The sequence below is a fragment of the Rhodanobacter sp. OK091 genome, assembly GCF_900142825.1.
Classification (GTDB): Bacteria; Pseudomonadota; Gammaproteobacteria; order Xanthomonadales; family Rhodanobacteraceae; genus Rhodanobacter.
Genome location: NZ_FRCH01000001.1, coordinates 2,062,433 through 2,083,403, shown reverse-complemented (window position 1 = coordinate 2,083,403; position 20,971 = coordinate 2,062,433). Strand labels below are relative to the sequence as shown.

16 protein-coding genes are annotated in these 20,971 nt (G+C 65.4%); 8 read left to right on the top strand and 8 right to left on the bottom strand.

The features are described 5' to 3' along the window. The first annotated feature begins 87 nt into the window (after positions 1–87). The 5 genes from pgm (at position 88) to BUA26_RS09360 (ending at position 9,894) form a co-directional block, all read left to right on the top strand. Positions 88–1,734, top strand: a complete 1,647-nt coding sequence (gene pgm, locus BUA26_RS09380; RefSeq protein WP_072759807.1) for a phosphoglucomutase (alpha-D-glucose-1,6-bisphosphate-dependent) — start codon at positions 88–90, stop codon at positions 1,732–1,734. A 113-nt stretch (positions 1,735–1,847) separates the two neighbouring features. Next, positions 1,848–3,902 carry a transketolase gene (tkt, locus tag BUA26_RS09375; RefSeq protein ID WP_072759805.1) on the top strand — a complete coding sequence of 685 codons (2,055 nt, stop codon included), beginning with the start codon at positions 1,848–1,850 and terminating at the stop codon, positions 3,900–3,902. 174 nt (positions 3,903–4,076) lie between these two features. Further along, entirely contained in the window at positions 4,077–5,636 is a 1,560-nt protein-coding gene (locus tag BUA26_RS09370; protein WP_255368222.1) for an efflux transporter outer membrane subunit, read from the top strand. 11 nt (positions 5,637–5,647) lie between these two features. After that, entirely contained in the window at positions 5,648–6,808 is a 1,161-nt protein-coding gene (locus BUA26_RS09365) for an efflux RND transporter periplasmic adaptor subunit (protein WP_072759801.1), read from the top strand. A gap of 8 nt (positions 6,809–6,816) precedes the next feature. Beyond that, positions 6,817–9,894, top strand: coding sequence for an efflux RND transporter permease subunit (locus BUA26_RS09360; RefSeq protein ID WP_072759799.1), 3,078 nt, complete (start codon positions 6,817–6,819; stop codon positions 9,892–9,894). Positions 9,895–9,977: 83 nt separating this feature from the next. On the opposite strand, the gene BUA26_RS09355 is transcribed toward BUA26_RS09360, so the two are convergent. Then, the gene (locus BUA26_RS09355; protein ID WP_072759797.1) at positions 9,978–10,733 is read right to left on the bottom strand and encodes a Bax inhibitor-1/YccA family protein; all 756 of its coding nucleotides are present in this window, start codon (positions 10,731–10,733) and stop codon (positions 9,978–9,980) included. Between the two features lie 135 nt (positions 10,734–10,868). Here BUA26_RS09355 and hemC point away from each other — a divergent pair, with 135 nt between their 5' ends. Beyond that, a complete protein-coding gene (gene hemC, locus BUA26_RS09350; protein ID WP_072759795.1) occupies positions 10,869–11,786 on the top strand; it encodes a hydroxymethylbilane synthase in 918 nt (305 codons plus the stop codon). A 72-nt stretch (positions 11,787–11,858) separates the two neighbouring features. Here the strand turns inward: hemC and BUA26_RS09345 are convergent, their stop codons facing one another. Next, entirely contained in the window at positions 11,859–12,668 is an 810-nt protein-coding gene (locus BUA26_RS09345; protein WP_072759794.1) for a DUF481 domain-containing protein, read from the bottom strand. Between the two features lie 87 nt (positions 12,669–12,755). Beyond that, positions 12,756–13,667, bottom strand: a complete 912-nt coding sequence (locus BUA26_RS09340; protein WP_072759792.1) for a hypothetical protein — start codon at positions 13,665–13,667, stop codon at positions 12,756–12,758. Positions 13,668–13,800: 133 nt separating this feature from the next. Between BUA26_RS09340 and BUA26_RS09335 the strand changes: the two genes are divergently transcribed. Next, positions 13,801–14,772, top strand: coding sequence for a helix-turn-helix transcriptional regulator (locus BUA26_RS09335; protein ID WP_072759790.1), 972 nt, complete (start codon positions 13,801–13,803; stop codon positions 14,770–14,772). A 177-nt stretch (positions 14,773–14,949) separates the two neighbouring features. Here BUA26_RS09335 and BUA26_RS09330 read toward each other — a convergent pair whose 3' ends face one another. Next, positions 14,950–16,722: an SLC13 family permease gene (locus BUA26_RS09330; protein ID WP_072759788.1), complete on the bottom strand. Its 1,773-nt coding sequence runs from the start codon at positions 16,720–16,722 to the stop codon at positions 14,950–14,952. Between the two features lie 223 nt (positions 16,723–16,945). On the opposite strand from BUA26_RS09330, the gene BUA26_RS09325 reads away from it, so the two are divergent. Beyond that, positions 16,946–17,893: a patatin-like phospholipase family protein gene (locus tag BUA26_RS09325; protein WP_072759786.1), complete on the top strand. Its 948-nt coding sequence runs from the start codon at positions 16,946–16,948 to the stop codon at positions 17,891–17,893. A gap of 12 nt (positions 17,894–17,905) precedes the next feature. On the opposite strand, the gene BUA26_RS09320 is transcribed toward BUA26_RS09325, so the two are convergent. The 4 genes from BUA26_RS09320 to BUA26_RS09305 form a co-directional block, all read right to left on the bottom strand. After that, positions 17,906–18,274 (bottom strand): DUF488 domain-containing protein, encoded by a 369-nt coding sequence (locus BUA26_RS09320; RefSeq protein WP_072759784.1) that lies wholly within the window; start codon positions 18,272–18,274, stop codon positions 17,906–17,908. Positions 18,275–18,338: 64 nt separating this feature from the next. Continuing rightward, entirely contained in the window at positions 18,339–19,055 is a 717-nt protein-coding gene (locus tag BUA26_RS09315) for a glycosyltransferase (protein ID WP_072759782.1), read from the bottom strand. A 147-nt stretch (positions 19,056–19,202) separates the two neighbouring features. Further along, positions 19,203–20,072 carry a ParB/RepB/Spo0J family partition protein gene (locus BUA26_RS09310; protein ID WP_072759780.1) on the bottom strand — a complete coding sequence of 290 codons (870 nt, stop codon included), beginning with the start codon at positions 20,070–20,072 and terminating at the stop codon, positions 19,203–19,205. Between the two features lie 2 nt (positions 20,073–20,074). Next, on the bottom strand, positions 20,075–20,953 hold the full coding sequence (locus BUA26_RS09305) for a ParA family protein (protein ID WP_072759778.1): 879 nt from the start codon (positions 20,951–20,953) through the stop codon (positions 20,075–20,077). Positions 20,954–20,971 lie beyond the last annotated feature (18 nt).

Here is a 20,971-nt window from a genome sequence, read left to right as displayed (position 1 = left end):
TCTTCTGGCATTGCCGAAAAGCATCGCGACTGAAGTCGCTCCCACGCGGCGGTCGGGAATTTCCACGAAAGGTTTCCATAGGAAGAAATGAGTCAACACATCAATCCACTCGCCGGCAAGCCGGCACCGAGCTCGATCCTGGTCGACATCCCGAAGCTGCTGGCCGCGTATGCGGACCTGAAGCCTGACCCGTCGGTCGCCGCCCAACGCGTGGCATTCGGCACCTCCGGTCACCGCGGCAGCTCGTTCGAGCGCAGCTTCAACGAGTGGCACATCCTGGCGATCAGCCAGGCGATCTGCGAGTACCGCCAATCGAAGGGCATCGACGGCCCGCTGTTCATCGGTGCCGACACGCATGCGCTGTCGCAGCCTGCGTTCGAGAGCGCACTGGAGGTGCTGGCTGCCAACGGCGTGCAGACGATGATCTCCGCAGGCGGCGAATTCACTCCGACGCCGGCGATCTCGCACGCGATCCTCGTCTACAACAAAGGCCGAACATCCGGCCTGGCCGACGGCATCGTGATCACGCCGTCGCACAATCCGCCCGACAACGGCGGCTTCAAGTACAACGCGTCGAATGGCGGGCCGGCCGATACCGATATCACCGGCTGGGTGCAGAACCGCGCCAACGCCTTGCTCGAAGCCGGCCTGAAGGACGTCAAGCGCATGCCGTTCGCGCAGGCGCGCAAGGCCGCCACCACGCGCGAGCACGACTACCTCAACACGTATGTCGCCGACCTCGCCGACATCATCGACTTCGACGCGATCCGCAGTGCCGGCGTGCATATGGGCGTCGACCCGCTGGGCGGCGCCGGCGTGCATTACTGGGCACCGATCGCCGAGCGCTACAAGCTCGACCTCACCGTGGTCAGCGCGGTAGTCGATCCGCAGTTCGCCTTCATGAGCGTGGACTGGGACGGCAAGATCCGCATGGATCCCTCGTCGAAATACGCGATGCAGCGGCTGATCGGCCTGAAGGACACCTACGACGTCGCGTTCGCCTGCGACACCGACCACGATCGCCACGGCATAGTCACCCGCAGCAACGGCTTGATGGAGCCGAACCATTACCTGTCGGTGCTGATCGACTACCTGTACCGGCACCGGCCGCAGTGGGGCACGAACGCCGCGGTCGGCAAGACCGTGGTCACCACGGCGCTGATCGACCGCGTGGTGAAGCGGCTCGGGCGCCAGCTTTACGAAGCGCCGGTCGGCTTCAAGTGGTTTTCCGAAGGCTTGTTCGACGGCTCGCTGGGCTTCGGCTGCGAGGAAAGCGCCGGCGCGTCGCTGCTGCGCCGCGACGGCTCGGTATGGGCTACCGACAAGGACGGCCTGGTGCCCGCGTTGCTGTCGGCAGAGATCACCGCGCGCCAGGGCAAGGACCCGGGCGAGTTGTTCGCGCAGTTGACCGACGAGCTCGGCAAGCCGTTCGCCGACCGTGTCGAAGCCGCCGCCACGCCGGCGCAGAAAGCCAGGCTCGCGAAACTGTCGCCCGAGCAGTTGAAGAGCGACCAGCTCGCCGGCGAGGAGATCGAACAGGTGCTGGACAAGGCGCCGGGCAACGGCGCAGCGATCGGCGGTATCAAAGTCGTCGCCGCTAGCGGCTGGTTCGCCGCACGGCCATCCGGCACCGAGGCGATCTACAAGATCTACGCGGAGAGCTTCAAGAGCGAAGACCACCTGCAGAGCCTGCTGAAGGAAGCCCAGAGCATCGTCGACGCCGCACTCGCGTAGGAGCCCGCTGGCGGGCGATGCTCTTGTTTTGATGTTGGGGAGATTTGAAGCAAAAGCATCGCCCGCTAGCGGGCTCCTACACACATGATCCCAGTCCCCACCGGAGAAAACCCATGTCCACCGACCTCGACCAGCAATGCATCAATACGCTTCGCTTCCTCTCGGTGGACATGGTGCAAAAGGCCAACAGCGGTCACCCCGGCCTGCCGCTCGGCGCCGCGCCGATGGCGTATACGCTTTGGACGAAGCAGCTGAAGCATCACCCGGCGAATCCGCACTGGCCCGACCGCGACCGTTTCGTGCTATCCGCCGGACATGGCTCGGCGCTGCTGTACAGCTTGCTGCACGTCACCGGTTACGCGCTGTCGCTGGACGACCTCAAGCAGTTCCGCCAGTGGGGCAGCAAGGCGCCGGGACACCCCGAATACGGCCATACGCCCGGTGTCGAAGTGACCACCGGGCCGCTGGGCCAGGGCCTGGCGAACGCGGTCGGCATGGCGATCGGCGAAGCGCACCTTGCCGCGCGCTACAACCGCGATGGCCATCCCGTGATCGATCACCGCACCTGGGCGATCGTCAGCGATGGCGACCTGATGGAAGGCGTCGCCAGCGAAGCGGCGTCGCTGGCCGGTCATCTGAAATTGGGCAAGCTGGTCTGCCTGTACGACGACAACTACGTCACGCTCGCCGCCGGCACCGACATCACGTTCTCCGAGGATCGTGCCAGGCGCTTCGAAGCGTATGGCTGGCAGATCATCCACGTGGCCGACGGCAACGACGTGGACGCGATCAGTGCCGCGCTGGAAGCGGCTCGCGCCGACACCACGCGGCCGTCCCTGATCCTGGTGCGCACGCACATCGGTTTCGGCTCGCCCGAGCAGGACAGCTTCAAGGCGCACGGTTCACCGCTCGGTGTCGAAGACACCAAGAAGACCAAGCAGAATCTCGGCTGGCCGCTCGAGCCGGATTTCCTGGAGCCGGAACCGGCGCTGGCGCATTTCCGCGAGGCGCTCGATCGGGGTGCCAAGGCCGAGGTGGAATGGAATGGACGTCTGGATGCCTACGCCAAGGCGTTCCCCGATCTTGCGCAAGAACTGCAAGGTCGCCTGCGCGGCGAGCTGCCGCCCGGCTGGGACGCGGACATTCCCGTATTCCCCGCCGACGCCAAGGGCATCGCCACCCGGGTCGCCAGCGGCAAAGTGATGAATGCGCTCGCACCGAAACTGCCTGCGCTGTTTGGCGGCTCGGCGGATCTCGACTCGTCGACACACACCAACCTGAAAGGGTTGGGCGACTTCAATCCGGTTGCTACGCCGGGACAGGATACGCAAGGGTCCGACAGCGCCGGCTGGAACTACGCCGGACGCAATCTGCACTTCGGCGTGCGCGAACACGCGATGGGCGCGATCAGCAACGGGCTGGCCGTGCACGGCGGCTTCCTGCCGTACGGCTCGACCTTCCTGATCTTCTCCGACTACATGCGCCCGGCGATCCGTCTCGCCGCGCTGATGGGCGTGCACGTAGTGCACGTGTTCACCCACGACAGCATCGCGCTGGGCGAGGACGGCCCCACCCACCAGCCCGTGGAACAGCTGGCCAGCCTGCGCGCCATCCCCAATCTCACCGTGATCCGCCCCGGCGACGCGAACGAAACTGCCGTGGCGTGGAAGGTGGCGGTGGAGTCGACCAGGCATCCGGTGCTGCTGGCGCTGACCCGGCAAGACGTTCCCACACTCGACCGCACGCGCTACGCCAGCGCCGACGGCGTGCGCCGGGGTGCGTATGTGCTGAGCGACGCGAAGGACGGCAAGCCGTCGTTGATCCTGATCGCCAGCGGCTCCGAAGTCGGCCTGATCCTTGCCGCCGCCGACCAGCTGCAGGCCAAAGGCATCGCCGTGCGCTGCGTGTCGATGCCTAGCTGGGAACTGTTCGACGCACAGCCGCAAAGCTACCGCGACGAGGTGCTGCCGCCCCCGGTGACCGCGCGACTGGCGGTGGAACTGGGCGTGGCGCAGGGCTGGAGCCGCTACATCGGCGAACGAGGCGACATGCTCGGTATCGACCGCTTCGGCGCCTCTGCCCCGGCCGAGGTGCTGCTGCGCGAATACGGCTTCAGTGTCGACAACGTGGTGCGGCGGGCCAGTGCATTGCTGAACAAGGCCGCGTAGCGACAAATTCCGGGCCGGGCGGGCAGCCTCTGCTGCCCGAAAGCGGCCCGTCCACGGCGGCAGAATGTGTTGCGGACAGCATTTGGCCGTCCTGTGCCCATCGTCATGTATATGTAAACTATTCGGTATGTTATTGTCGGCGACGGCGTCCCCCTTGCCCCCCAGGTCACTCCCTTGCCCAGTCTCCTGTCCGACTCGAAGCCCGCCTTGCTTGCCCGTAGCGCCCTCGTCCTCGCGTTGCTGGCCGGTCTTTCCGTCGCCGGTTGCGCGGTCGGCCCCGATTATCGCCGGCCGAACGCACCGCCGGTGGATCGCTACACGGCGCAACCGTTGCCAGCCGCCACCGCCGCCGCCAAAGCCGCCGACGGCGACGCGCAGCGCTTTCTGCAGGGTCGCGACGTGCCTGCGCTCTGGTGGACGACATTCAACAATGCCGAGTTGACCCGCCGGGTAAACACCGCACTGACGCACAGCCCGTCGATCGCCTCCGCTCAGGCGGCGTTGCGCCAGGCCCGGGAGAACGCCGACGCGGCACGCGGCGGCCTGTTTCCGTCGGCTGATCTGGGCGCCGGCGTCACCCGCCAGAAGCAATCGGCCGCCCAATCGCGCGTGGCTGGCGGCGGTGGCCCGTACACGGTGTACAACGCCTCGGTCAGCGTCGGCTATACCCTGGATCTGTTCGGTGGCGTGCGCCGCGGTATCGAGGCGCAGCTGGCGCAGGCGGACTTTCAGCAGGCGCAACTCGACACCACCTATCTGGCGCTGACCGCCAATGTGGTGACCACGTCGCTGCAGGAGGCGTCGCTGCGCGAGCAGGTGCGCGCGACCGAACAGATCGTCGACATGCAGCGCGAGAGCCTGGGCATCGCACAAAAACAGCTGAAGATCGGCGCGAAGTCGCTGGCCGACACGCTGGCGGTACGCTCACAGCTGGCCGCCACCGAGGCGACCTTGCCGCCGCTGCGCGCGCAGCTCGCTGCGACCCGCAATCAGCTGGCCAGCTATCTCGGCACCACGCCGGCGCAACTGCAACTAGAGCCGTTGACGCTGGATGCCGTCACCTTGCCACCGGACATCCCGGTCAGCTTGCCATCCGGTCTGGTCGAGCAGCGCCCGGACATCCGGGCGGCATCGGCGCAGCTGCACGCCGCCTCGGCCCAGGTTGGCGTCGCCACCGCCGCGATGCTGCCGCAGGTCACCCTGTCCGGCAGCGCCGGGTCGGAGGCGCTCCGGGCCGGCGATCTGTTCTCCGCCGGCACCGGTGCCTGGTCGCTGGGCCTCGGCCTGACCCAGCCACTGTTCCATGGCGGCGAACTGCTGCACAAGAAACGCGCCGCACGGGCCGGCATGGACAAGGCGGTAGCGGACTGGCAGCAGACCGTGCTGAACGCGTTCCAGAACGTCGCCGATGCGCTGCAAGCCCTGGATTACGACGCGCAAGGCCTGGCCGCGCAAGCCATCGCCGAGAGTACCGCGGCGCAGCAGCTTGACCTGGTCCGTCGGCAATTCCAGCTCGGCGCGACCGGCTATCTCAACCTGCTCGACGCCCAGCGCAGCTATCAGCAGGCGCGCATCGGACTGATCAAGGCGCGCAGCGCACGACTGGCCGATACCGCCGCGCTGTATGCCGCACTCGGTGGCGGCTGGCGCAGCGGCGCCGACATGGCCGCACCCGCGCCCGCTACGTCCGCACCCTCTGCATCCACATCCGCACCATCCAACGCATCCAACTAAGGAGTTCGCGCATGCCCACGCGCGTCGACAAGAAGCCCAGCACCACCAAGCGCATGATCTGGATGATCGTCGGAGTGCTGCTGCTGATCGCAGTGATCGTCGGCATCAAGGTATTGCTGGTGGTGCGCATGATCCACGGCATGCCGAAGCCGGCGCCGTTCACGGTCAGCACCACCACTGCCAAGGAACAGCCGTGGCAGCCCGCACTGAGTGCCGTCGGCACGCTGCGCGCGGCCAACGGCGCCGACCTGGCGATGGACGTGGCCGGCCTGGTCACCGGGGTCAACCTGAAATCCGGCCAGGACGTGAAGCAGGGCCAGCTGCTGGTGCAGCTGCGCGACGGCGACGACGTGGCCCAGCTACAACAGTTCGAGGCGGCGGCCCAGTTGTCCAAGCTCACCTTCGAGCGGGCACGCCAGCAACTCGCGGCGCAGGCGATCAGCAAGGCTGATTACGACGCCGCTGCCGCCGATCTCAAGGCGAAGCAGGCCGCGGTGGCACAGCAGAAAGTGGTCGTGATCAAGAAGCAGCTGCGCGCGCCGTTTGCGGGCCGCGCCGGCATCATCACCACCAGCCCCGGTGACTACCTCAGCGCCGGCACCACGGTGGTGACCGTGCAGCAGCTCGATCCGCTGTTCGTCGATTTCTATGTGCCGCAGAGCGAGCTTGGCCGGATGCAGGTGGGCCAGACGGTGAACCTGAAGCTGGATGCGTATGCCGGCCGCGATTTCACCGGCAAGCTCAGCGCGGTCAACCCCAAGGTCGATCTGGGCACGCGCAATGTGCAGGTAGAAGCGACCGTGCCCAACCATGACAAGGCGCTCACTCCGGGCATGTTCGCCAAGGTCACCGTCGATATCGGCAACGAACAGCGCCAGCTGACGTTGCCGCAGGCGGCGATCGTCTACAACCCGTATGGCGACACGGTGTACGTGGTGCAGCCGTCCAAGGGCAAAGACGACAAGGGCCAGCCGCTGCCGCCCACGGTGAAGCAGACCTTTGTCACGGTGGGCGAAACCCGCGGCGACCAGGTAGCCATCCTCAAGGGCGTCGACGCCGGCACCGTGGTGGTGACCAGCGGCCAGATCAAGCTGAAGAACGACGCGCCTATCGCGATCGACAACAGCGTGCAGCCGGCCGACAGCGTCCATCCCGCGCCGCAGGAGCACTGAGCTTACCCATGAAATTCACCGACCTGTTCATCAACAAGCCGGTGCTGGCGGTGGTCGTCAGCCTGCTGATCCTGGTGCTGGGTGTGCGCGCCGTCGGCAGCCTGACCGTGCGCCAGTACCCCAAGACCGAGAACGCCACGGTCACCGTCACCACCGCTTACTACGGTGCCGACGCGCAAACCATGGCCGGCTTCGTCACCCAGCCGCTGGAGCAGGCTATTTCACAAGCGCAGGGCATCGATTACCTGTCCTCCAGCAGCGTGCAGGGCGTGTCCACCATCACCGCGACCCTGCGCCTCAACTACGACGCCAACCGCGCACTGACCGAGATCACCACCCAGGCGAATTCGGTGCGGAACCAGCTGCCGCCGCAGGCGCAGCAGCCGGTGCTGAAGGTACAGGTCGGCGAGACGATCGACGCGATGTACATGGGCTTCTACAGCGATGTGCTGCCCACCAACAACATCACCGACTACCTTGCCCGCGTGGTCAAGCCCAAGCTCGATTCGATCGAAGGCGTGCAGACCGCCGAGCTGCTCGGCGCACGCCAGTTCGCACTGCGCGCCTGGTTGGACCCGGCCAAGATGGCGGCGCATGGCATCACTGCCAGCGATGTGAATGCATCGCTGGCGTCGAACAATTATCTGGCTGCGGTCGGCTCCAGCAAAGGACAGGCGGTGACGGTCGACCTGACCGCCAACAGCAATCTGCATTCCGTCGATGAGTTCAAGCAGCTGGCGATCAAGCAGGTCAACGGTGCGATCGTGCGCCTGCAGGATGTGGCCACCGTCTCGCTGGGTTCGGAAAGCTACGACTTCAACGTGGCCTTCAGCGGCAAGCGCTCGGTGTTCATCGGCATCAAGGTCGCGCCCGACGCGAACGTGCTGGACGTGGCCAAGCGCGTGCGCGATGCGTTCCCGGATATTCAGAGCCAGTTGCCCAGCGGACTGACCGGGCAGATCGTCTACGACGGCACCGAGTTCGTGAACAGCTCGATCAACGAGGTGGTCAAGACGCTGGTCGAGGCACTGCTGATCGTCACGCTGGTGATCTTCCTGTTCCTCGGCAGCCTGCGGGCCGTGATCATCCCGGTGATCGCCATGCCGCTGTCGCTGATCGGCACCTTCTTCGTGATGCTGGCGCTGGGTTACTCGATCAATTTGCTGACCTTGCTGGCGCTGGTGCTGGCGATCGGCCTGGTGGTGGACGACGCCATCATCGTGGTGGAAAACGTCGACCGGCACATGAAGGAGGAGGGCAAGACGCCACTGCAGGCCGCCTTGCTGGCCGCGCGCGAACTGGGCGGACCGATCCTGGCGATGACCGTGGTGCTGATCGCGGTGTACGTGCCGATCGGCTTCCAGAAGGGCCTGACCGGTGCGCTGTTCAGCGAGTTCGCCTTCACCCTGGCCGGCGCGGTGACCGTGTCGGCGGTGGTCGCGCTGACCTTGTCGCCGGTGATGTGCGCGAAGTTCTTCCGCAGCGAACAGGAGAACAACCGCTTCGTGCAGCTCATCGACCGCCAGTTCGATCGCGTGCACCACGGCTATCAGCGCCTGCTGCACGGCACCTTGTCGACCTGGTCGGTGGTTCTGGTGATGAGCGGGCTGCTGTTGCTGGCCACCATTGCGTTGGGCATGACCTCGAAATCGGAACTGGCCCCCGAAGAGGACCAGGGCATCGTGGTCGGCCAGATCGTGGGCGCGCCGAACACCACGGCGCAGCAGATGAATGTCTACGCGACGCAGATGTTCGAGCTGTCCAAGCAGCTGCCGGAATACGAGCAGATGTTCCAGCTGACCGGCGTGCCCACCATCAACCAGGGCATCGGCGGCGTGCTGTTCAAGCCGTGGGACCAGCGTCAGCGCGGCGCGCACGAACTGCAGCAGGTCTTGCAGGAGAAGTGGAGCGGCATCGCCGGCGGCCGGGTGGCGGCCTTCCAGTTTCCGCCGCTGCCGGGCGCGTCTGGCCTGCCGATCCAGGTGGTGATCACCACCACCGAGCCATTCGAGAACCTCAACGCGGTTGCCACCGAAGTGCTGCAGAAGGCGCAGGCCAGCGGCAAGTTCTACTTCGTCGACTCCGATCTCAAGGTCGACAAGCCGCAAAGCACGGTCAGCCTCGACCGCGACATGATCACCACGCTGGGGCTGACTCAGCAGGATGTGGGTTCCGCACTCGGCTCGGCGCTGGGCGGCGGCTACGTCAACTATTTCTCGATCTCCGGCCGTTCCTACCAGGTGATTCCGCAGGTATTGCAGGTCGATCGGCTCAATCCGAACCAGGTACTGGACTATTACATCCGGGTGCCGAACGGTTCGGTGATCCCGGCCTCGACCGTGGCCAAGATCACCCGGCAGGTGGTGCCGCAGTCGTTGAACCGCTTCCAGCAATTGAACTCGGCCACGATCTCCGGCGTCAGCGGGCTGTCGCAGGGCGAGGCCCTGACCTACCTGCGTGACCTGGTGAAGCAGGTGGCGTCGACCGGCTACACGGTGGATTACTCCGGGCAGTCGCGCCAGTTCACCCAGGAGGCCGGCGGCTTCGGCGCGACTTTGCTGTTCGCCGTGATCATCGTGTTCCTGGCCCTGGCTGCGCAGTTCAATAGCCTGCGCGATCCGATCGTGATCCTGGTATCGGTGCCGCTGGCGCTGTTCGGCGCGCTGATCTTCGTCAACCTGTTCACCAGCCTCAACATCTATACCGAGGTCGGTCTGGTGACCTTGATGGGCCTGATCAGCAAGCACGGCATCCTGATCGTGCAGTTCGCCAACCAGTCGCAGCTCGCCGGCATGTCCAAACGCGAGGCGATCGAACATGCCGCCGCGGTGCGCCTGCGACCGATCCTGATGACCACCGCGGCGATGGTGCTGGGCGTGCTGCCGTTGGTGATCGCCTCGGGCGCCGGCGCGGCGGGCCGCTTCAACATGGGCCTGGTGATTTCCACCGGCCTGGCGATCGGCACCTTGTTCACCTTGTTCGTCGTGCCGGCGTTCTACATGCTGCTGGCCGCCGACCATCACGGCGGCCGCCAACCGGCGGACGATCCACTCCTGGCGGGACCGGATCCGACGACGCAAGTCTGAGCGATCGACAGAAGAAAGGCGCGGTCACCCGCGCCTTTCTTTTTGCATTGACCGTGCAATGCGCCGCCTGATGGCGCGGCCGCTCAGTTGCGCGATTGCAGCTTCGACAGCAGCCGCAGCAGTTCCAGGTACAGCCAGACCAGCGTGACCACCAGCGCGAATGCGCTGTACCACTCCATGTATTTCGGTGCGCCGGCATTGACGCCGGATTCGATCATGTCGAAATCGAGGATCAGGTTCAGCGCCGCGATCACCACCACCACCGCGCTGAACGCGATACCGATGCCGCTGTGGCCGTTGATGAAGCCCATCGAGTGGCCGAAGAAACCCATCGCCATGTTGGCCAGATACAGCAGCATGATGCCGCCGGTGGCCGCGACGATTCCGAGCTTGAACTTCTCGGTGGCGCGGATCAGCCCGCTGCGATAGGCCAGCAGCAGCGCCGCCATGGTCCCGAAGGTAAGCCCCACCGCCTGGATCACGATGCCCGGATAGCGCATCTCGAAGATCGCCGACAGCGCGCCGATGAAGACGCCTTCCACCAGCGCGTACAGCGGCGCGGTGATCGGTGCCCAGGTCTTCTTGAACGAAGTGATCAAGGCCAGGATCAGGCCGCCGATCGCGCCACCAAGCATCAGCGGGAGCATCCCCGGCATGCTGGCCGGACCGCTGAACTGGCTCCAGCTGAACATCGCGCCGACCAGGACAAGAATCAGCAGAAACCCGGTCTTGTTGACGGTGCCGTTGATCGTCATGGCCTCGTCGCCGTGCGCGACGACCGCGCCACTGGCGGCGTCGAGGAAAGTGTTCTTGTTGAGTGCCGGGTTGCCGCTTTGCATGATGAACTCCCGTGAGATGCCAACCATCCTAACTGTCCGCCGCAGGCGGCGCACCCGCCCTGCGCCGATACGCCGCTGCACTGCGGTACGGAAACTACGCGACAATGCGACCTTGCCGAATGCCGCGGAGTTCCGATGAATCCCTCCACCCTGCGTATCGCCACCCGCAAGAGCGCGCTCGCGCTGTGGCAGGCCGAGCATGTGGCCACGCTGCTGCGCGCGGCGCATCCGGGGCTGACGGTGGACCTGGTGCCGATGAGCACGCGCGGCGACGAAATTCTCGACCAGCCGCTGGCGACGATCGGTGGCAAGGGCCTGTTCCTGAAGGAACTCGAGATGGCGATGCTGGAAGGCCGCGCCGATCTGGCAGTGCATTCGCTGAAGGATGTGCCGGCGCAGCTGGAGCCGGGTTTCGTGCTGCCGGCGATCCTGCCGCGGGCGGACGCGGCCGATGCGTTCGTCAGCAACGATCATGCGGATCTCCTGGCGCTGCCTCAGGGCGCGCGGGTCGGCACATCGTCATTGCGGCGACAGGCGCAGCTGCGCGCGCTGCGGCCGGATCTGGTCCTGCTCGACCTGCGCGGCAATGTCGGCACCCGGCTGGGCAAGCTCGATGCGGGCGACTACGACGCGGTCGTGCTGGCCTGCGCCGGACTGGAACGGCTTGGCCTGGCCGCCCGCATCCGCTCGCGGCTGGCCGCGCCGGACTGGCTGCCGGCACCGGGCCAGGCGGCGATCGCGATCGAGGCGTGTGACAACAACTTGGGCGTTCTGAGCCTGCTCGCCGCGCTCGACGACGCCGACACGCGACTGACCGTCAGCGCCGAACGCTCGATGAACCAGGCGCTCGGCGGCAGCTGCACGGTGCCGGTCGGCGCCTGGTGCGTACTGGGCGAACACGGCCTGCATCTGCGCGGCATGGTGGGTGATGCGGCCAGTGGTCGATTGCTGCATGCCGACGGCAGCGAGCCTGGCGATCAGGCGCTGGCATTGGGCCGCCGGGTCGCGGCGGCCTTGCTCGTCCAGGGTGCGGGCGAGCTGCTCGGGCTTTGAATCGCGTGCAACGCAAACGGCCCTCCCGCTCGCGCGGAAGGGCCGTTGCCGACACATCTCGCGGATCGCTGTTTAGAAGCTGTAGACCAGATTGGTCGTGGTCAGCGTGTCCGTCTTCTTGACGCCCGCGAGCACGTCGCTGTTGTGACGTACCTGGAAGCCGACTTTCAACGCCATCTTCTTGGTCATGCTGACCGCCACGCCGGCGTCGTTCTGCAGATACGTGTTCTTCGAACCCGCTTCCATCAGGAACGTGTTCTCGAACGCGGTGTTGCTGGTGAGCTTGTACTTGTAGTTGATCAGGCCGCGGGCCACGACTTCGCCCTGCGTCGTCTGCCGCTGCGGCACCATCACGCCGTTGACTAGTACATTGACGTCGGCGGGGCGGTAACGCTTGTAACCCGGGCCGATTTCGAACGACAGCTCGTTGCGCTCGTCCTTCAGGGCGATGTAGCCGTAACCGAGCGAGACGACGCCTTGCCACAGATTGGCGCCGAAGTCGTCGTGCTCGTAACGGGTGGCGCCAACGATGTAGCTGCGCGGATCGAGCTTGTAGCCGACCGAGGCACCGCCGTCATAGCGGTTCGCGGTCGTGTTGAACTGCTCGACCGTATTGCCGGCCGCATCGACCACCTTCTGCTGGCTTTTGGAGCGCAGCGCGTCGACGTAGAAGTTGTTCTTCCACTGCTCGTTTTCCTGGTTCAGGCCGAGCTTGGCATTGACGTTTTGCGAACGCGTGTTGCCGGTGGCCGAGGCAAAGCCGAACTCGCCTGAACCGCTCCAGCCACCATTGTTGGCGGGGTCGCTGGGGGCATCCTGGGCCTGCGCGGCGAAGCTCGCGAAGGCAGCCAGCAACAGGCCGGCGATCAAGGTCTTTTTCATGGGTGAACAGCCCGTTTGTTAATTAATAGTGATCCGTTACCTTAACGGCACGGCTTGAACTCGCAATGAACGAAGCCGGTCAGGCCGTCAGTCTGTGGAGCCACGCAGCAGAGATTCATACAAATGGCGCTCCAGCCATTTACCCAGCAGGCAGCTGGGTACGGCCAGCGCCGCCGCGATCAGATCCACTCCATCTTGCCTGGCGTGCAACAAGGCGATACATGGAAGTACGTAGATAAACAGCGCCGCCACAAAGCGCGCCGGCTGCAGCTCCTGCTCGGCCGCGCTCTCCTGTGCTCCCAGCCTGCTCAACGAATGCCAACCCTGGCCCTCCAGCAGGCCCAGCAACAAGGCCAGCGTCAGCAGCAGCAAGACCCACGGATACAGGCTTCGAGGAGCTACCAGATCACCTTGGGCCAGGGTGCAGAGCCAGAGCCACAATCCACCGGCATAGCCGGCGAAGACCAGCCGGCTGAGCGGCAATGCCGCCGCTGCGCGTTGCAAGGTCGGCGACAACTGTCGGCGAAAGCGATACCCGGTATAGGCCAGGCTGGCCACGCTGCACAACGCCAGCATCGCACCGGCCAGTCGGGTCGCCCAGAAGATGTTGTCACCGCGCACCAGCCCGGCCACGGCCAGCATCGGCAGGAACGTCACCAGCGCCAGCATCGCCGCACGGTTCGGGCGGCTGTCCCGTCGCGGATGCCAGCCGTACCAACCCGATGCCCCGCGCCATGGCAGGCAGGCCACCAGCAAACCGATACCTACCAGCACGGTGCCCACGCAAAGCGGCAACAAGCTGCCGTTGCGGCCGGCCGGGTACAGCCCAAGCATCAAGGCCAGCCCCAGCCAGGCCCACAAGCCGTAGCCGCTGGCCGCCAATATCCGCCATAACGGCGCCACCGACTCGGCGCGCCAATACGTCCTGTGCCTATCCAGACCATGGGTCAGACCATTAGCCGGCTTGACCGTATTCGGCAGTTCGCGGACAGGCTGCATGGATCAACCGGTTGAAAGCGGTGGAATCAGGATTGAAGATCGTGCCGCTATCCGGATGGATGATGGGCTTGCGAGTACTGCAGCACACACCCATGCTACAACGCTGCACCCACGCATGCCTCGATGAAGTGCCATGGACCGCTACGAACGCATACTGACCCTGCATCGCCTGCTGAAGTCGGCGCATTACCCGATCCCGCTGTCGCGTCTGCTCAGCGAACTGGAGTGTTCGCGCGCCACGCTGTACCGCGACGTGGCCTTCCTGCGCGATGCGCTGGGTGCGCCGATCGAAAGCGCAGGTATCGACCAGGCCGCGTTCCGCTACGAAGTAGGCGAAGGCGAGAAGTTCGAACTGCCGGGGTTGTGGCTGACTTCGGACGAACTGGCCGCATTGCTGGCGTTGAACGAACTGATCAGCCGCTCCGGTCCCGGCGTGCTGGCCGGAGCGCTGGCACCGTTCAAGGCGCGCATCGAAGGCTTGCTGTCCGATCAAGGCAGCGGCAAGGCGCTGCCTATCGAACGCATCCGGGTGATTCCGTGGGGCGAGCGCAAGCTGGACCAGCAGGTTTTCCGCATCGTTGCCGGCGCGGTGCTGGAGCGCAGGCAGCTGCGCTTCCGCTATCGCGCACGCACTACCAATGCCGACAGCCGCCGCACCGTGTCGCCGCAACGGCTGACCCATTACCGCGACAACTGGTATCTGGACGTATGGGATCACGACCGCGAGGCATTGCGCAGTTTTGCGGTCGATCGCATCGTCGAGGCGCAGTCGCTGGACGCGGTCGCCACCGATGTGGCCGAGACCGATCTCAACGAGCTGCTCGCCTCCAGCTACGGCATCTTCGCGGGCAAGCCGAAAGCGTGGGCGACCATCCGCTTCTCGCCGCACGCCGCGCGCTGGGTTGCCGACGAACACTGGCACTCGCAGCAGAAGGGCGAGTGGCTGACTGACGGCCGCTACGAACTGAAAGTGCCCTACTCCAACTCGAAGGAACTGCTGATGGACGTGCTCAAGTACGGTCCGGATGCGGAAGTGGTGGCGCCGCTGCCGCTGCGCGAGGAAATGAAAATCCTGCTGCAACTGGCCCTGTCAGGCTACGCCTGACAGCAGGACGACGCGTTCGCCTTCTCTCCCCCTTTGGGGAGAGGATTGAGGTGAGGGGCGAGTGCTCGCGCAGAAATTTCATCTGAGCCTGCTTCGCATAAGCAGCGCTGGATCCGTGAACCCTCTCCCCAACCCTCTCCCGGGGGGAGAGGGAGCAAACGCGAAGAGCGCGTTGTCTTATTGAGGCGGATGGAACGGCCAGAACTGCGGAATCAGCCACATCGACAGCGCGCAGAAGATCAGGATCAGCGGGATGCCCACCTTCATGAAATCGGTGAAGCGGTAACCGCCGGCGTAATAGACCATCGTGTTGGTGGGATAGCCCACCGGCGTGGCGAACGAGGTGGCGGCGGCGAACGCCACGGCCACCACGAACGGCCGCGGATCCACGTTCATCGCATGCGCGACCGAGGCGGCGATACCTACCATCAGCACCACCGTCGGATTGTGTCCCATCAGCTCGGTGAGCAGCGCGGTCAGCAGATACACCATCAGCAGCCCGGCCAGCGGGCCGTGTTCGCCGACCACGCCGAATCCCATCTGCACCAGCGTGCGCGACAGCCCGCTGTTCTCGATGGCGATACCAAGCGGCAGGATCGCGCCGAGCAATACGATGATCTTCCAGTCGATGCCTTCGTAGACATCTTTACGTCCAAAACAGCCGGTCAATGCCATCGTGGCGGCGCCGCAGATCGCCGCGATCGGGATCGTCAGCCAGTGCAGGGCGGAACTGATCACCACGGCCGACATGATCGCCACGGCATACCAGGCCTTGTGCGGCGTGCGATGGGCTTCCTCGCGCTCGCTCAGCACGATGAACGCCTCGTCGTTGCGCAGGCTGGACATCGCATCCTCGGACACCAGTACCAGAAGCACGTCGCCCACCGCGAGGTTGACGTCGCTGAGTTTGTCGCGCAGCAGCTGGCCGCGGCGGTGGATGGCCAGCGCCACCGCGTCGTAGCGCCAGCGCAGCCCGGTTTCTTCCAGCCGGCGACCTTCCATCGGACTGGCCGGAGCAACCATCAGCTCGACCATCACGCGCAAATGATCGATATCCTGCGCATAGCGGCTGTCCGGCGCATTGCGCAGTCCGGCACGGCGCCGGAAATCTTCGATCTTCTCCCAGTCGCCACGCACCAGCAGCACGTCGCCGGCCGCGATCTGCTGGCTGCGGGGCGACCACATGCGCTTTTCTCCGCGCAGCAGCTCCAGCGGATAGACGCCAAACCGCTCGCCAAGCCTGGCATCGGCGATGCTGCCGCCGAGCAGCGATGAGTGCGAGGTCACTTCGAGTTCGGTCACGTATTTGCCGATGTCTTCCTGCTCGGGTATCTCGGCAGCCACTTGCTTCGGCAGCAGCCAGCGACCGACCAAGATCAGATAGGCGATGCCGACCACTGCCAGCACCACGCCCATGCGGGTGAATTCGAAGACACCGAAGGCAGCCATGCCGTGCTGTTGCGCGAGACTGTCCGCCAGCAGATTCGAGGACGTGCCGATCAGCGTGCACACGCCGCCCATCTGTGCAGCGTAGGCCATCGGCATCAGCACGCGCGCCGGGGAGGTGCGTGTGCGCTGACACACGCGCAAGGCCAGCGGCAGGAAAGTGGCGACCAGCGCGATGTTCTTGATGAAGGCGCCCAGCGGGGCGATCACCAGCATCAGCGCCAAGGTCAGCAGCCACGGTCGCCTGATCCGCATCAGCAGCCGGGTCAAAGGCTCCAGCGCGCCGGAGCGTTCGATGCCCAGGCTCAGCGCGAACATTGCCGCCACCGTCACCGTGGCTTCATTGCTGAATCCGCTCAGCGCCTCGACCGGGCTGACGATGCCCAGGATCACCAGCGCCGCCAGCACAAGCAGCGCCACCAGGTCGATACGCAGCTTCTCGCTTGCGAACAAGCCCATCGCCACCACGATCACCGCCATCGTCGCCCATGCCTGCCAGCTCATGCGATGGCTCCCGTCGACGCGAGGCGGGAGCGCGATCGGAACAGGGTTCGGTCAATGAAAGGCATGCATGATTCCAGGGACTTGTTGCTACGGCGGCTTAGCTTCATCCTAACCAGCCAGCGCAAACTTGGCTCGTCTTGATCCAAGCCTCTGCGCCAGGGTATGTCGAAGCAGGAGCAGCATGATCACGACAACGCATGCTATCCGTGATTGAAGGTCAGCCATGAAGGTCCACGATTCCGCCCCGCCGATCGTGCCTGAGCCGTCCGCCGGCGCGCGCAAGCCGACCGTAGCCCTGGCGCTCGGCGCCGGCGGCGCGAAAGGGCTGGCGCATATCGGTGCGATCGAGGAAATCGTGGCGCAGGGGTTCGAGATCACCGCTATCGCCGGCACCTCGATGGGTGCGCTGATCGGTGGCGTATACGCCATGGGCAAGCTGGACGTGTATCGCGACTGGGTCTGCACACTGGCCAAACTCGATGTGTTCAGGCTGCTCGACTGGACGTTTTCCGGCGGCGGCCTGATCAAGGGCGAGCGGATCATCGGCACGTTGCGCGACCTGATCGGTGATGTCTGCATCGAAGAGTTGCCCCTCGCCTTCACCGCGGTCGCCACCGATCTCGATCGCGACCGCGAGGTATGGCTGACCCGCGGTTCGCTGTTCGACGCGATCCGCGCTTCGATCGCGATCCCCACGGTATTCCGGCCGCACCGTCTCGACGGCCGCAGGTTGGTCGATGGCGCGCTGCTGAACCCGTTGCCGGTGACGCCTTTGATTCGCGATACGGCCGATTATCTGTTTGCCGTCAGCATGGACGGCCCGGCGCGGACGGCGCCCGCCGTGGCCGATGAGCCCGACCAGGCCGAGGATGGCGGCTTTCGTCGCCAGGTCGGCGAATTCTTCGGCCGGATACTGCCGCACAGCGAAAACAAACCGCGCGAACCGGGTGCGCTGGAGCTGCTCAACCAGTCCATGGATTTGATGCAGGCCAACCTTTCGCGCATGCGGCTGGCAGCCTACGAGCCGGATCTGCTGATCCAGCTGCCACGCAACATGTCGACTGCCTACGAGTTCTATCGCGCCCGCGAACTGATCGAACGCGGTCGCGAGGAAGCCCGCGAAGCGTTGGCCGGCTGGTCGAAGGCCGCGACGCCGCTGCGCCCGTCCTGATCGCCCGCGCTCTCAGCGCGGGCCGTGCATGTGCAGCCAGTTTTCCAGGTACGCCTTCAACGCGACGGCATTGTTGTGCTCCTCGTCGCGTGCACCGTAGAGCAAGGTGACCGGATGTCGCGCCGCCCGCTCGGCCAGTGGACGCCAATGCTCGGCGGCGTCATCCAGCTCGCTGGCGTAGCGGTGCCGGAAGCCGTCCCAACGCACCGGATCGTGGCCGAACCATTGGCGCAAGCTCTTGGACGGCGCCAGTTCCTTCGCCCACAGATCCAGCGGCACGGCCTCCTTCTTCAGTCCGCGGGGCCACAACCGGTCGATCAGCACGCGATAGCCATCGGCTTTCGCGGCCGGCTCGTAGACACGCTTGACGGCAATGCTCATGGGCGATGTCACGCAAGGCAGATCCCCAGCATACGACGACCGCATCGGCCCGGCGTGATCTGGATCAGAGTTCCTCGACCCTGGTCACCTTGCCGCGGCGCATCAGCCACGCCACGCCGCGCAGATCGGCCAGCCCTACCCATAGCCGGTCCAGCATGCCGTATTTGGACACGCCGGCCGTGCGCGGGCGGTGACCTACCGGAACGCTCTGGCTCTGGAAGCCGGCGCGTTTGACCAGCGCCGGCAGGTAGCGGTGCATGTGGTCGAAGTAGGGCAGCCGAAGGAACACGTCGCGCTCGAACAGCTTCAGGCCGCAACCGGTGTCGGGCGTGGCGTCCCTCAGCATGCGCGAACGCACTGCGTTGGCGATCTTCGAGGAAATCCGCTTGTTGAAACTGTCGCGGCGAGTGGTGCGCCAGCCGGCGAACAGCCGCGTCTCGGGCGCTGCGGTGGCACGCGCGGCAAGCAGCTTCGGGATATCGGCTGGATCGTTCTGGCCATCGCCGTCTAGCGTGGCGATCCACGGCGACTTGGCTTCGCGCACGCCGTTCCACACTGCGGTGCTCTGTCCGCTGCGGGTGACATGGTGCAGCACGCGCAACTCCGGATGGCTGAGCTTCTGCGCGGCCAGCACGGCGCGGCTGTCGTCGCTGGAATCGTCATCGATGTAGATGACTTCGTAATCGATCTTGCCGCGCAGCGCAGCGGCGATTTCGGCAAGCAGCGGCGGAATGTTGTCGCGCTCGTTGAAGACGGGAACGACGACGGAGAGTTGCGGCATGGGGGAGGCCCTGACTATTTATTACGTGAACGTGAAGCGTGTGGCGTGTCGTGGAGCGAGGAGTGAGTGGAGAGGAGTGAGAAACGAGAGAAGGCAACCAGACACGGCGCCCGCTCTCTCTCGTTTCTCACGCCTCTCCACTCATTTCTACCGGATCTTGCCGAGAATCCCGTCCAGTTCGTCATTGCTGTGGTAGTGGATCACCAACTTGCCGCGACCTCCGCGGCCCTGGGCCAGTTCGACCCGGGTGGCGAAACGTTCGCTGAGCTGGCGCTCCAGATCGGCGATATTGGCGTCACGCGACGGCGCGTGCTTCGCCTTGCCCTTCGGCGCCTGCTGTGCACGGCGCGCAGCTTCTTCCAGTTCACGCACGCTCCAGCCGTGGCGCGCCGCTTCCAGCGCCAGGCTCTCGGCGTCGCGCTCGGGCAGGGTCAGCAGGCAGCGGGCATGGCCCATCTCCAGCTTGCCTTCGTCGAGCAGTTTCTTGATCGAAGCGGGCAGTTCGGTGAGACGCAGCAGGTTGGACACGGCGGCGCGCGAGCGGCCGACCGCGTCGGCGGCCTGCTGGTGGGTGAGGTCGAAGTCGTCGATCAGGCGCTTCAGCGCATCGGCTTCTTCCAGCGGAGTGAGGTCCTGACGCTGGATGTTCTCGATCAGCGCCATCGCCGGTACCGCGGCTTCCGGCACGTTCTTCACCAGCGCCGGCATCTCGGCCAGTTGGGCGCGCTGCGCGGCGCGCCAGCGGCGCTCGCCGGCGATCAGCTCGTAGCTGTGCTTGCCGATCTCGCGCACCACCACCGGCTGGATCAGGCCCTGCGCCTTGATCGACGCGGCCAGCTCGTCCAGCGCCTCATCGTTCCAGTGCCGGCGCGGCTGGTACTTGCCCGGCTGGATCTGCTGGATCGGCAGCATGCGCAGCTCGCCTTCCTGCGCGATCACCGACGGCGAAGCATCACCGTCGCCACCAAGCAGAGCATCGAGCCCGCGTCCCAATCCACGTTTTTTCGCAGCTGCCATGCTTATTCCTGGTGATTGGCGGCCGGCGCCTTGAGCGTCGGGCCGCTGTCGCCGTGCGCGGGAGCTGCCGCCGGCGGGTCAATGTCTTCGACCGGATCCACGTGATCGGTGCGTGTCTGCACACGCTCGCGCCGGATGATCTCGCCGGCCAGGCCGATGTAGGCAATCGCGCCGCGCGAACTGCGGTCGTACAGATGGATCGGCTGGCCATGGCTGGGCGCTTCGGCCAGGCGCACGTTGCGCGGGATGATCGAGCGCAGCACCTTGTCGCCGAAATGCTGGGTGAGCTGGGCGGAAACCTCGTTGCCGAGGTTGTTGCGCACGTCGTACATGGTGCGCAGCAAGCCCTCGATCTCCAGCTTCGGATTCAGCCGGTGGCGCACCGCCTTGACCGTGTCGAGCAGGCTGGACAGGCCTTCCAGCGCGAAGTACTCGCATTGCACCGGGATCAGCACGCCATCGGCGGCGGTCAGCGCATTCAGGGTGAGCAGGTTCAGCGAGGGCGGGCAGTCGATCAGGATGGTGTGATAGTCCGGAGAGATCTTCGCCAGCAATTCCTTCAGCCGGTGCTCGCGCGCCAGCGCATCCATCAGCTTCAGCTCGGCGGCGGTGAGGTCGCCGTTGCCCGGCAGCAAGTCGTAATGCGCGTCGGTCGGCACGATCGCCGCGGCGATCTCCACTTCCTCCAGCAGCACTTCGCAGCCACCCGGCTTGGCATCGCGCTTGTTGATGCCCGAGGCCATCGTGGCGTTGCCCTGCGGATCCAGGTCGACCAGCAATACCTTGCGCTTCGCGGCGGCCAGCGCAGCGGCGAGATTGACGGCAGTGGTGGTCTTGCCGACGCCGCCTTTCTGGTTGGCGACAGCGATGATGCGGGCCATGGATGGATAGCTACCGTA